Origin of the sequence: Bhargavaea beijingensis, assembly GCF_900101985.1 — a bacterium.
Taxonomy (GTDB): Bacteria; Bacillota; Bacilli; order Bacillales_A; family Planococcaceae; genus Bhargavaea; species Bhargavaea beijingensis.
On the sequence record NZ_FNAR01000014.1, the window covers coordinates 1 to 12,621 of the forward strand.

At 51.9% G+C, this 12,621-nt stretch carries 10 protein-coding genes; 4 read left to right on the plus strand and 6 right to left on the minus strand.

Annotation, left to right across the window (positions count from 1 at the left end):
* Positions 1 to 366: 366 nt before the first annotated feature.
* Positions 367 to 600 carry a hypothetical protein gene (locus BLT01_RS10580; RefSeq protein ID WP_092097661.1) on the minus strand — a complete coding sequence of 78 codons (234 nt, stop codon included), beginning with the start codon at positions 598 to 600 and terminating at the stop codon, positions 367 to 369.
* A gap of 468 nt (positions 601 to 1,068) precedes the next feature.
* Between BLT01_RS10580 and BLT01_RS10585 the strand changes: the two genes are divergently transcribed.
* Entirely contained in the window at positions 1,069 to 4,056 is a 2,988-nt protein-coding gene (locus tag BLT01_RS10585) for a transglycosylase domain-containing protein (protein WP_092097662.1), read from the plus strand.
* A 208-nt stretch (positions 4,057 to 4,264) separates the two neighbouring features.
* On the opposite strand, the gene acsA is transcribed toward BLT01_RS10585, so the two are convergent.
* The 5 genes from acsA to BLT01_RS10610 all read right to left on the minus strand — a co-directional run bounded on the left by acsA (position 4,265) and on the right by BLT01_RS10610 (position 9,924).
* Positions 4,265 to 5,983 carry an acetate--CoA ligase gene (gene acsA, locus BLT01_RS10590; protein ID WP_092097713.1) on the minus strand — a complete coding sequence of 573 codons (1,719 nt, stop codon included), beginning with the start codon at positions 5,981 to 5,983 and terminating at the stop codon, positions 4,265 to 4,267.
* A 164-nt stretch (positions 5,984 to 6,147) separates the two neighbouring features.
* Entirely contained in the window at positions 6,148 to 7,203 is a 1,056-nt protein-coding gene (locus tag BLT01_RS10595; RefSeq protein ID WP_092097663.1) for a phosphotransferase family protein, read from the minus strand.
* Positions 7,204 to 7,255: 52 nt separating this feature from the next.
* Positions 7,256 to 7,840 (minus strand): TetR/AcrR family transcriptional regulator, encoded by a 585-nt coding sequence (locus BLT01_RS10600; RefSeq protein WP_092097664.1) that lies wholly within the window; start codon positions 7,838 to 7,840, stop codon positions 7,256 to 7,258.
* A gap of 87 nt (positions 7,841 to 7,927) precedes the next feature.
* Positions 7,928 to 8,698 carry an SDR family oxidoreductase gene (locus tag BLT01_RS10605; protein WP_092097665.1) on the minus strand — a complete coding sequence of 257 codons (771 nt, stop codon included), beginning with the start codon at positions 8,696 to 8,698 and terminating at the stop codon, positions 7,928 to 7,930.
* Positions 8,695 to 9,924 (minus strand): acyl-CoA dehydrogenase family protein, encoded by a 1,230-nt coding sequence (locus tag BLT01_RS10610; RefSeq protein ID WP_092097666.1) that lies wholly within the window; start codon positions 9,922 to 9,924, stop codon positions 8,695 to 8,697. The genes BLT01_RS10605 and BLT01_RS10610 overlap by 4 nt, the downstream gene beginning before the upstream one ends.
* Before the next feature lie 234 nt (positions 9,925 to 10,158).
* Here BLT01_RS10610 and BLT01_RS10615 point away from each other — a divergent pair, with 234 nt between their 5' ends.
* From BLT01_RS10615 to BLT01_RS10625, 3 genes are read left to right on the plus strand one after another with little or no spacing between them, the layout of a single operon-like run.
* Positions 10,159 to 10,791 (plus strand): GNAT family N-acetyltransferase, encoded by a 633-nt coding sequence (locus BLT01_RS10615; protein WP_092097667.1) that lies wholly within the window; start codon positions 10,159 to 10,161, stop codon positions 10,789 to 10,791.
* A gap of 23 nt (positions 10,792 to 10,814) precedes the next feature.
* Complete coding sequence (locus tag BLT01_RS10620; protein WP_092097668.1) at positions 10,815 to 11,462, plus strand: acetoin utilization AcuB family protein; 648 nt, start codon at positions 10,815 to 10,817, stop codon at positions 11,460 to 11,462.
* A complete protein-coding gene (locus BLT01_RS10625; protein WP_092097714.1) occupies positions 11,459 to 12,616 on the plus strand; it encodes an acetoin utilization protein AcuC in 1,158 nt (385 codons plus the stop codon). Before BLT01_RS10620 ends, BLT01_RS10625 begins: the two co-directional genes overlap by 4 nt.
* Positions 12,617 to 12,621: the final 5 nt, after the last annotated feature.

A 12,621-nucleotide genomic window follows, 5' to 3' on the forward strand; every position in this document is an offset into this window, starting at 1 on the left:
GTCTGTTCATTCGATTATATAAACAGGTACGGTTTGCCTCAATAAGCCATATGGCGGATTGAAGCGGAGGGCCCGAGACACCTGCGGGAAAAGCGTTAGCCGAAGACCCCGCAGATGTTGCGCAACGCTTTGCGATGCGCACAGACGCCAGTCTACGTACTGGCGCCGGCTAAGGCAACGCCCGCGGACTAGCGGACGCCGTCACGAAGAACGGCGTCTGTGGCCAAAAGCGACAGCGTTGGCCAACAAGGGCCCGCATCGGAAATCCGGAGGATTTTATGGAAAAGAAAAAAACTGCAGACAAAGGAGTAATATACTCACTTTGTCTACAGTCTGAGACGATGTGATTAGCATCGTCTCTTTCCTTTATTTACGACTCCACTTAGAAAGCCAAACAAGGGGAATAATAACCACAAAAGGTAAACCAATACCTATAAAAGTAAAAGGTATAAGGTATGAACTCAGATCGAAGATCCCTAAAAAGCCGTTAATATCACTTTCTACTCCAAATAGATACGCATCCGAGACGATATTAGCCAAAAATATCATAACGAATCCAGCTATAGTTAAAGAAAGCCCAAAATTAAAAGCTCGATACAATATAATCCCCCCTCTTTGAAAGTAATTTTATCTACTATATAGATTAGAAACTCCTAGAATGCTAGAGCAATTTCTCGCTCAACTAGATTATTCTTGCTGACCAAGTAGGTTAAAAACACTCATCCGCCTCTATATTTCTACTATATCACAAACCTTTAACATTCTATATTTTTACCACAATCACCATATCCTTCTATAACGATCTCTTCCCGACGCGTTATTAGCTCGTTAGAACGGAGCAAGGTCTTGTGACGGCGCCCATAGTAGTGTGCTAAGTCTGTTGCTTCGATTGATGGACATGCCATTGTTGACTTGATGGAACAGTCCGCAAACGCCCTAAATCTATAAATTTGGGGAGGTTTTGGGGGAGTCCTTTCCTCAAATGTTCGCCAAACCCCTTCTACCAATAGGTTCCCGGGACCCCTCCGCAATATGGTATAATATGACGAGATTTTAAGGGGGGATCCTGTGGAGAGAAAAAATCCATTTAACTATATAGAAGAGAAAGTAGCGGAGTTCCAGAAATCTCAATGGGGCAGACGGCTCAGGATCGGATCAGGCGTCGCCTGGAACCTTCTCCTCCTCTTCGCAGTCACGGGCGTCCTGCTCGGGATTTTCGCCGGTTCGGCAGGGGCGGGTTATTTCGCCTCACTCGTGAATAAAGAACCGCTTCGCACAAAGGAAGAAATGAGGCAGACCGTCCTGACCTATGAGGAGACGTCCGAACTGTATTTTGCCGACGGGGTTTACCTCGGCAAAGTCAATGCCGACATCGAGCGCAGAGAGACCAAGCTTGATGACGTCTCCCCTCATCTCATCAATGCGGTGCTCGCGACAGAGGACGAGTACTTTGATGAACATGGCGGAATTGTCCCGAAAGCGATTCTCCGGGGACTGTTCCAGGACGTGACAAACGCCGACTCCCAGACCGGGGGCTCGACACTGACACAGCAGCTGATCAAAAACCAGATTCTCACGAATGAGGTTTCCTACGAACGGAAAGCCAAGGAGATCCTGCTGGCGATGCGTCTTGAAAAGTTCATGAAAAAGGAAGAGATCCTGGAAGCATACCTGAACATCATTCCGTACGGACGGAATGCATCCGGCCAGAACATCGCCGGTGTCGCAACCGCAGCGGAGGGATTGTTCGGTGTCACCCCAAAGGAACTCAACCTCCCGCAGGCGGCTTATATCGCGGGACTTCCTCAGGCACCGTTCCTATACACCCCGTTTTATTCGGGACAGCGGGGAATGAAGACGCCGGAAGAACTGGAACCGGGCATCGAGCGGATGAAAACCGTTTTATATCGGATGAAGGAAACCGGCTATATCTCAAAGGATGAGTATGAGCAGGCTGTTGTCTACAACATCACAAAAGACTTTAAAAAGCCTGAGAAGCGCGCGACGGAACGATATCCGTTCCTGACGCCTGAAATCCAGCTAAATGCCGTGGAGATTCTTGCAAGAATCCTCGCGGAAAAAGACGGAATCGACCCGGCAAGGCTTGACGAAGAATCCGAGCTTCTTTCCAAGTATAAGCAACTGGCCAGCCGGGACTTGGAAACAGGCGGATACCGGATCCACTCGACAATCCAAAAAGATCTGTATGACCGCTTCCAGGAAATAAAAAACAATTTCGAGTATTACGGGCCGACACTGACCGAGACAGAGGTCGACAGCGAGACGGGCGAACCGGTCGAGAAGTTGAATCCTGTCGAAGTCGGCTCCGTGGCGGTGGAAAACGGATCCGGCCGCATCCTTGCTTTCGTTGGCGGACGTGACCATCAGATTGAACAGACCAACCACGCCACCAATGCTTTCCGGCAGGTCGGATCATCCGTCAAGCCGCTTCTCGTGTACGGTCCCGCGATTGAATTCGGATTTATCGGGGCCGGCAGCCCGGTCGTGGATGTCTGGGCCAATATCGGCGGCTGGAAACCGAAAAACTTTGTCGCTTCCCGCCAGTACGGGATTGTCCCTGCACGCGAAGCGCTGGCCAAGTCGTATAACCTGGCTGCCGTCCGGACGCTCGGCAAGATTGCAGACAAAGACCCGACACAGTTTCTCGACAAGATGGGTTACGATCGCATCCAAGATTTCCAGCGGAACGTCCCTTCCGCCGCACTGGGAGTTTACTCGGCATCTGTCCAGCAGAATGTAGGCGGGTTCTCCACCCTCGCCAATGGCGGTAAGTATGTAGAGCCTTATATGATTGAGCGGATTGAGGACAGCGAAGGAAACCTTGTCTACGAACACAAAGCCGAGCCGGTCGAGGTGTTCAGTCCGCAGACCGCTTATATCGTGACAGATATGCTCAGGGATACCACCACATCCGGCACGGCTACCGTCATGAGGCAAGATCTGAACTTCCGTCCCGATATCGCTGCCAAGAGTGGTACGACCAACGATTTCAAAGACGTCTGGATGATGGGCTACAATCCGAACGTCACACTCGGTGTCTGGCTCGGCTATGACAATCAGCAAAAGTATAGCCTCAGCAGAATGACATCACGCGACCTGCAGCCGAGCACACGGGTAAACAAGCTGTTCGCGCGTCTCATGAACGGAATGAATGAGGTGTCACCGGACATCGTGGCGGCCGGAGAACGGTTCCAGCAACCGGAAGGGGTCGTCACCCGCTCGTTCTGCGGCATCTCAGGGCTTGCCCCATCAAAGGCCTGTCAGGCTGCCGGCCTGGTAAGAGCCGATTTGTTCAACGCGCACACATTCGTTCCGAACAAACCGGACGATAGCTTCGGCGGAACATCTGGAGGAGCATACGTCGTTGCTGGCGGCACGCGCTATCAGGCACTGCCTTCAACGCCTAAGGAATTTGTCCGTAGCGGCGCTGCAGGCATCAGCAAGAGCTTTGTGGACCGCATGCTCGCCCCTTACGGCGGCGATCCGGCCGGGCTCTTCCCGAGCGGTTCCAGGTTCGGAAGCAATATTGTTTCTTCCCGAAGCTACAGCGGGATCGCCGGCGCACCGGTCGCACCGGGCGCTGCTCACTCAGGAAACAACATCACCTGGAGCAATTCCCCATCCGCAGATGTGGTCGGCTACTATGTATATAAGGACGGCTCCAAAATCGCATCCGTGGCTTACGGCGGCTCCTACAGTGTCAGCGCATCCGCTCCGGGCGCCTATAGCGTCCGTGCCGTCGATATCACCGGAGAACTGTCCGGCCCGTCAAATGTCATCAAGATCGATGCTCCTGAACCTAAGGAAGAACCAAAAGACAAAAAGCCTCAGGAAAACAAACCTTCAGGTTCCGGAGACGATAAGAAACCTGCTGATAAAAAAGAAGAGAACAAGCCGGAAAAAGACAAAACGGATAAAAATCAGGACGGTAACAAAGATGACAGCAAGGATGATGGCAATAACGGAAATGACAAAAATAATGGCGAGGGCAATGGAAATAACGATAACGGCGAGGACAGCGGCGACGGCGCCTGACTCCCGCCCCCCCTCACCCGGCATCCAAATATGGATGCCGTTTTTTTATTGATCGCAATTGGCTGAACGCGAAAACTGCAGACAAAGGAGCTGTCGCTCGCTTTGCCTGCAGTCTGCGCATGATATCTATCAAGGTTTGCATAGAGTTTCATCCGGGCGAGTTAACGCCCAATCTGAAACACCAGGCTTGCCTGCCTGATTGGTTCCATCAGTCTTCCATTGTCGACAGGTCGCCTGTCGGGAGGTCAAGTTCCCAAGCTTTCAGGACCCGGCGCATGATCTTGCCGCTTCGGGTCTTCGGCAATTTGTCTTTGAATTCGATTTCCCGCGGAGCCGCATGGGCAGCAAGACCCTTCTTGACGAACTGCCGGATGTCTTCCTTGAGCTCATCCGTCGGTTCGTAGCCATCATAAAGGGCGACAAATGCTTTGATGATTTCGCCGCGAACCGGATCCGGCTTGCCGATAACACCGGCTTCCACAATTGCAGGATGCTCGATCAGTTTGCTTTCGACTTCAAACGGACCGACCCGTTCTCCCGATGTCATGATGACATCGTCTACACGCCCCTGGAACCAGAAATAGCCGTCTTCATCCATATAGGCCGAATCGCCGGATACATACCACTCGTCGTTCAAGAAGTATGAATCATATTTTTCCGGATTGTTCCATATTTTCCTCATCATCGCCGGCCATCCTTTTTTCAATGCGAGGTTCCCCATCGAGTTAGGTGGCAGGACGTTGCCCTGGTCGTCGACAATAGCCGCTTCAATGCCCGGGACCGGCTTGCCCATCGAGCCCGGCTTGATCGGCATCGAACCGAAGTTGACAATCATCTGGGCGCCTGTTTCCGTCATCCACCAGGTGTCGTGGATGCGCTTGTCGAATACCTCAAGTCCCCATTTCACGACTTCAGGGTTCAGCGGCTCCCCAACCGATAGGACATGGCGGAGGGATGAGAGATCGAATTCCTTGATCAGTTCGTTTCCGGCACCCATTAACATGCGGAATGCGGTAGGCGCGGAATACCAGACCGTGACACCATAGTCTTCGATCGCCTGATACCAGTCCTCCGTCTTGAACCGGCCTCCGACGATGAGCGATGTCGCACCGGCTAGCATCGGCCCGAACACACCATATGCAGTTCCTGTCACCCAACCCGGGTCGGCTGTACACCAATACACATCCGTTTCTTTCAGATCCAGCACCCATTTGGCGGTCTGGAGCTGCTGAACCATCGCGTACTGAACATGGAGAACGCCTTTCGGGCGGCCGGTCGATCCGGATGTATAATGGAGAACCGTCCCGTCTTCCTTGCCGAGCCATACCGGCTCGAAATGCGCGGATGCTTTCTTCAATTGCTTATTGAAATCCACAATCTTGTCCGTTTCTTCGATGTTTTCTCCGACCAGGAAGACTTTCTCGAGTTTTGGAAGCCGGTCTACCGGGACTCGCCCCAGAAGATCGGGAGTCGTGATGATCGCCTTTGCCTCCGAATCATCAAGACGGTCAAATACAGCCCCTTCCATGAACGCCTCAAACAGCGGACCGACAATTGTCCCAAGCTTGAGCCCGCCGAGAAGGGCAAAGTACAGCTCCGGAGAGCGCGGCATGAAGATGAACACCCGGTCCCCTTTAGCGAGCGTTGAATGCATTTTCAGAACGTTCGCGGCTTTATTCGTCATACGTTTCATCTGATCATACGTATATGCTTCTTTCCGATTCTGGTCTTTATAGTAAAGGGCCACTTTATTTTTCCGGAATGAATCTGCATGGCGATCCACGGCCTCATAGGCAATATTCACTTTTCCGGTCTGGTACCAGCTGAATTCCTTTTCCGCATCTTCCCACTTGAAATTTGCGGCGGTCTTTTCATAATCCGCCAGATTGAATCCCCCACCGCTGACAGGAATGATGTTTTTCTCCATCGTTGCCATATGATCACCCTTTCGCAATACGTTTACACTATCATTCTACACGAAATAGGTTATGATGTGGCAATATTTTAACTTTTTAGTCCGGAATAAGCCTTTAGTTCTTCCATCTGAGGTGCAGAAAACCTGGCGCCTCTTTGCGCCGACAGACCTTCCCGTTACGCTCTGATCTCTTTGGAGGCATGGAGGATCAGATTTTCAACGAAATTTCCGAAATGGGCAAAGCGCGGGTCTTTGGTCTGTCCGTTTCTGAAACGGTAGTAGATTTGCTGGCAGATGACCGCGAGTTTAAAATAGGCGAATGTCAGATAATAATCGATATTGCTGATGTCCCTGCCGCTCTTTTCCGCATAGGCCCGGATAAACTCCTCTCTCGTATAAAATCCTTCCATTACGGTGACCGGAGGCTTTCCGAGACCTTTCCTCAGAAGTTCGGGATCATCCGCTTGTATCCAGTAACTCATGGCTGCTGCCACATCTGCAAGCGGGTCGCCGACAGTCGCCATCTCCCAATCAAACAGGCCGGTCATCTCCGAAAAGTCCTCTGAGAACATCGCATTATTCAGCTTATAATCATAGTGGATCACGGCAGGCGTGCCGGATTCAGGTATGTTTGACGACAAGTAGTCGATGAGCAGACCAACTCCGGCCACATCGCCGGTCTTTGCCCGATTGTATCGACCGATCCAGCCTTCCACCTGGCGGTTGATAAAGCCGTCCGGCTGTGCCATACCGGCAAGCGCAGTTTTCCGGTAATCGATGTGATGAAGCTCTGCAAGCCGATCGACCATCAGCTGTGAGATTTTCTTTCCGAGCCCAGGCGTATAGTTGATGCCGTCCGGAAAATCGGTATCCAGCACAATGCCATTTCTGCGCTCCATGATAAAAAATGGACTGCCGATGACCGTTTCGTTCTCTGTGAAAATGTAAGGTTTTGGGGCAGGGATAAAAACCGTGTTGATCGCTTTGAGCACTTGATATTCTCTTTTCATGTCATGAGCTTTGGGCGCGACCGGTCCCAGTGGCGGACGCCTGAGAACAGCTTCCCAATCGCCAATCCGGAGCAGATACGTCAAATTGGAGTGACCGGCGCTGAATTGGCGGACATCGGGCTCTCCTTCAGGGGCTTCCGGCAGTCTTTCACGGATAAATGATGTCAGCTGGTCCACATCAAGTCCTTCTCCCTGTCTTACCGCAATCGTCTCACTCGTCATTCTTCGTTCCTCCTTTGCATCCTGTCCGGCCGATAGGCAGACAGCAAAGCGATCAATGATTTTCGGGCGTTCCATTTTCTTTTACGATGCCACCCAGGACAAGACTGGTGTAAATTGCCGCCAATTCAGAAGGTTCAACCTCTCCATCCGGCTGGAACCAGTTATAGCTGTAGTTCGCCATTCCGAGAACGGCGAACGCGACCATGTCCGAACGCAGATTGGGTTTAAACTCACCGGCCGCAATTCCGCTCCGGATGATTGACTCGATATTAAGGCGGTAACGGTCCCGCTCCTTTTTGATGATCCGAATATTCTCTTCTGCAAGATGGCGGATCTCCCTAAAAAAGACTCGGCCTCTCGGTCCGTTTTTCCTGATGTCACCGATCAGCATTTCAATCACGGCATGGAGTTTCTCTTTGTTTGAAGTGCTATCATTCACTATCGCTTCCTGGCGCTTCAGGAGATCTATGATATATTCCAGATGGATTTCCTTCAAGAGCTGTTCCTTGCTCTTGAAATAATAATAAAAAGTCCCCTTTGTCGCGCCGATTGAGTCGGCGATGTCCTGGATCGTAGTCGTACTGAAACCTTTTTGTTCAAAAAGGGAAATACTCGCTTCCGTTATTTTTTCTTTCATTTCTCATTCTCCGTCCATTTCTCTTTTGCGGGGATTTACAGCACTATAAGACCGGACTTCCGGATCCGGCGCCAAATGTTGGCTGGATCAGAGAGCGTGCATCCCGCCGTCCACAGTCAGGATATCGCCGGTAATATAATCCGATGCCGGAGCGGCAAGAAACAGGGCCGCCCCTTTCAAGTCCGAGTTGTTCCCGAGCCTTCCGAGAGGGGTGCTCTCCATGATGAAATCTTTGCCTCTTTCGATGAGAACTTTTGACATCTTGGTCGGGAAAAATCCGGGTGCGATCGCATTGACATTGATTCCATGGCGCCCCCATTTAACAGCCAGATCCTTTGTAAATGTCATGACCGCCCCTTTGCTCGTATTGTAGCCGATTGTCTGCATGAACGGATGTGTCCCTCCGAAACCCGCGATTGAGGAAATGTTGATGATTTTTCCGCCCTTTTGCGAAATCATCACTTTTCCTGTTTCTCGGCTCATCAGGAAAGTGCCGGTTACATTGACATTGAGCACTTTTTCCCAAGCTTCGATCGGCATTTCCTCGGCCGGTGCTGCCCAGCTTGCTCCGCTGTTGTTTACAAGAATATCAATTCGTCCGAAACGTTCCCTTGTACCGTCCACAACTTCTTTGACCTGCACCGGGTCCGTCACATCGCACTTATACGCAAGAGACTCGACTCCCAGTGTCTTTAGTTTAGTACTCATTTCCTCACAGGACTCCAGGCTCCTCGAGCACACGACTACATTTGCGCCTGCCTCCGCATATGACTCCGCTATCTGGGCGCCAAGCCCCCGCCCCCCGCCGGTCACGATTGCTGTTTTGCCGTCCAGTCTGAAAAGATCCAGTACGCTCATTTAGATAAACCCGCCTTCTCCATATATTTTTTCATTTCCATCCTGCCGACTTGCTGTGAATGGACTTCATCCGGACCGTCGGCAATCCTCAGGCTTCTCGCACCCGCATACATCGCCGCAAGCGGAACGTCTTCACTTACTCCTGCTCCGCCGAATGCCTGGATGGCCCGGTCAATCACTTTGGCTGCCACGTTCGGCGCTACGACTTTAATCATGGCGATTTCAGCCTTTGCCTCTTTGTTTCCGACCGTATCCATCAGATGTGCCGCTTTCAGTGTCAGGAGTCTTGCCTGCTCGATCTCTATGCGTGAGTCTGCAATCCATTGCAGGACGACTCCATGGTCGGAAAGCTTTCTTCCGAACGTCTCCCTCTCCGCTGCCCTCCGGCACATCAGCCCAAGCGCGCGTTCTGCGGCACCGATCAGCCGCATGCAATGATGGATTCTTCCGGGACCGAGTCTTCCCTGTGCGATAGCAAACCCTTTGCCCTCTCCCCAGATCATGTTTTCCGCTGGAACCCTGACATCCCGGAAGGTGATTTCCGCGTGCCCATGCGGCGCGTCATCGTAACCGAACACCGGCAGCATCCGCTCGACGGTTATGCCCTCAGCATCTGCCGGAACGAGAATCATCGACTGCTGCTCGTGTCGGGGGCCGTCCGGATTGCTTTTCCCCATGAAAATAAACACTTTGCATCTCGGATCACCAGCACCGGATGTCCACCATTTCCTGCCGTTCAGTATGTAGTGATGTCCTTCACGGCGAATGCTGGACCGGATATTCGTCGCATCGCTTGACGCCACATCAGGCTCAGTCATGGCAAATGCGGAACGAATCCGTCCTTCAAGAAGCGGGAGGAGCCATTTTTGCTTTTGTTCCTCCGACCCATACTTCGCAAGGACTTCCATGTTTCCGGTGTCCGGCGCGTTGCAGTTGAATACTTCAGGGGCAATCGCAGACCGGCCCATGATTTCACAAAGAGGTGCATACTCAAAATTCGTTAGTCCTGCCCCGTACCGTTCATCGGGTAAAAACAGGTTCCATAGCCCCTGTTCCTTCGCCTCTCTTTTCAGTTCTTCGATGATCGGAGGAACAGCCGACCACCTGTCCGTCCCGGCGTACAACTGCTCCCGGTAAACAGATTCACTCGGATAAATCCGTTCATTCATAAAAAGGGTCACTTGAGCCTGCAGTTCCTTCACTTTTTCAGAAAATATAAACTCCATTCAAAACACATCTCCCCATCATTATACTAACCGGTTGGTATGTTTAGAATATTACGACTTATCTTAATCGTCAATTCAATGATTCCGTTTTCCTCATGCAGGGAAAACAGAATGGAATCGGTACAAATTTCGGATTCGCCATTTCCCGTTCATAAAAATGGGAAGATTCACTCCCCTTGACTGCATGCATTCATGTATAATCTGGAATAGCCACTATAACGAGGCGGTGACAATTTGGAACATGTGAAAACCTACTATTCCGAGGAACTGGCCCATCCATCGGGTGACCTGGTCATCGAGGGGCCTGTCTCCCCTGAAACCTTGGAATCGCTTGAATTCCATGAGGACCTGGTTGCGTTCCGGCAACCGGAGCAGCAACACAGGGCAATCGTGGGCATCTCCCGATTGCCGGAGGGGCGGATTATCATCGCACGCCATGAAAACACGATTGTCGGGTATGTGACATTCCTTTATCCGGATCCGCTGGAGCGGTGGTCGGAAGGGAAAATGGACAACCTGATTGAACTCGGTGCCATTGAAGTGATTCCGGCCTTCAGAGGTGGTGGAGTCGGTAAGCAACTGCTTAAAGTTTCCATGATGGATGATCAGATGGAAGACTACATCGTCATTACAACCGAATACTACTGGCACTGGGATCTGAAAGGCACGAACCTGAATGTTTGGGAGTATCGGAAAGTGATGGAGAAAATGATGAATGCCGGAGGGCTCACTTATTACGCGACGGATGATCCCGAAATCAGCTCGCACCCGGCTAACTGCCTGATGGCCAGGATCGGAGGCCGTGTGGATCAGGAATCGGTCCAGAAATTCGATCAGCTCCGGTTCATGAACCGGTTCATGTACTGACTCATTGAAGGGGGTTATCGGGGATGATTCTTGAAGAAATCATGAATACGGAAGTCGTGACGCTAGGTCCCGGCCATACCATACGTGAAGCGCGTGAGCGGATGGAAGACAAAAAGATCCGCCACCTGCCGATCGTGGATGATCAGGGGGAAATCATAGGCATTGTCTCGGACCGCGATCTCAAAGAAGCCATTCCGTCATCGCTGATCGGAAAGCAGGATCTGTCTGTCTATGACACCCCGCTTTCGGAAATTATGACGCAAGATCCGCTGGTCGGGCACCCGCTAGATTTTGTCGAAGAAGCGGCCGTGATCTTTTATGAACATGGCATCGGCTGCCTGCCCGTCGTCACGGCAGGAAAGGTGGTCGGCATCATCACGGAAACTGATCTTCTTTACCGCTATATCGAACTGACCGGTGCCAGTAAGCCAGGTTCCCAGATTGAAGTCCGAGTACCGGATGTTGCGGGGGTCCTATTCGGTGTTTCCAAAGTTTTCTACGACCACAACGCGAATGTATTGAGCGTGCTGGTCTACCCGGACAAAGAACGGCTGGATCACAAAATTCTCGTCATCCGGGTCAAAACGATGAATCCGCTCGAAATCATCGAAGAACTGCGCAAGGAAGGATATGACGTGCTATGGCCGAATCTCCCCGGAATGCAGCAATGAAACGGGCAGCGTTCGTCTATTCCGAGGGGCAGCTCGATTATAAATTCTCGGAGACGCATCCGTTCAATCAAAAACGGCTCGTGCTGACGACAGACCTTTTGCGCGCTATTGATGCCCTCCCCGACTCGGCCATTGTCCAACCGCGGGTGGCGACCGATGAGGAACTGGCGCTGATTCACGATGAACGATACATCGAAATCGTGAAAAAGGCCGGAAGCGGAGAAATCGATCAGGCCGTTGCCGAGAATTACGGAATCGGCACGGAAGACACGCCCATTTTTCCTGATATGCACGAAGCAAGCGCGCAGCTGGTCGGCGGCACGCTGACTGCCGTGGATGAAGTGATGGAAGGACGTGCCTGTCGCGCGGTGAATCTTGGAGGCGGACTGCATCACGGGTTCCGCGGCAAAGCATCCGGATTTTGTGTGTACAATGACAGTTCAGTCGCCATCCGCTATATGCAGGAAAAATACGGAGCACGTGTCCTTTACATCGATACTGATGCCCACCATGGAGACGGCGTACAATGGAGCTTTTACGATGACCCGGATGTATGCACCATGTCCATCCATGAAACGGGGCGCTATCTGTTCCCCGGCACCGGCTCGATCACCGAACGCGGTAGCGGCCAAGGCTACGGCACTTCATTTAATTTTCCGGTGGACGCCTTTACCGAGGATGATTCATTCCTTGAGGTATACCGCACATCTGTGATGGAAATCGCGGAGTTTTTCAAACCCGACGTGATCCTTACACAAAACGGTGCGGATGCCCATTACTTTGATCCGCTCACCCATCTGCATTCGACCATGAGAACCTACCGGGAAATTCCGAAAGTGGCCATGGAACTTGCGGACAAGTATTGCGACGGCAGGTGGATTGCCGTCGGAGGCGGAGGGTATGACATTTGGCGCGTCGTGCCGAGGGCCTGGTCGCTGATCTGGCTCACCATGAGCGAGTCAGACATTCCGACGGGCCCGCTCCCGAAAAAGTGGCTGGAACAATACGGCCCGGAAGCGCCTGTACCGCTGATGCCCGAATGGGATGATCCGGATCCGCTGTATAAACCGATTCCGCGCAAAGCGGAAATCGAAGAGAAAAACCGGCTGATGATGGGGAAAGCCCTCCATATCATCCGGAGCGAAAAAAAATGAAAAGG

Coding starts and splice junctions, on each gene's coding strand:
- acsA (WP_092097713.1), bottom strand. CDS start 5,983: ATGGAGAAAAACATCATTCCTGTCAGCGGTGGGGGATTCAATCTGGCG.
- BLT01_RS10595 (WP_092097663.1), bottom strand. CDS start 7,203: ATGACGAGTGAGACGATTGCGGTAAGACAGGGAGAAGGACTTGATGTG.
- BLT01_RS10600 (WP_092097664.1), bottom strand. CDS start 7,840: ATGAAAGAAAAAATAACGGAAGCGAGTATTTCCCTTTTTGAACAAAAA.
- BLT01_RS10605 (WP_092097665.1), bottom strand. CDS start 8,698: ATGAGCGTACTGGATCTTTTCAGACTGGACGGCAAAACAGCAATCGTG.
- BLT01_RS10610 (WP_092097666.1), bottom strand. CDS start 9,924: ATGGAGTTTATATTTTCTGAAAAAGTGAAGGAACTGCAGGCTCAAGTG.
- BLT01_RS10620 (WP_092097668.1), top strand. CDS start 10,815: ATGATTCTTGAAGAAATCATGAATACGGAAGTCGTGACGCTAGGTCCC.
- BLT01_RS10625 (WP_092097714.1), top strand. CDS start 11,459: ATGAAACGGGCAGCGTTCGTCTATTCCGAGGGGCAGCTCGATTATAAA.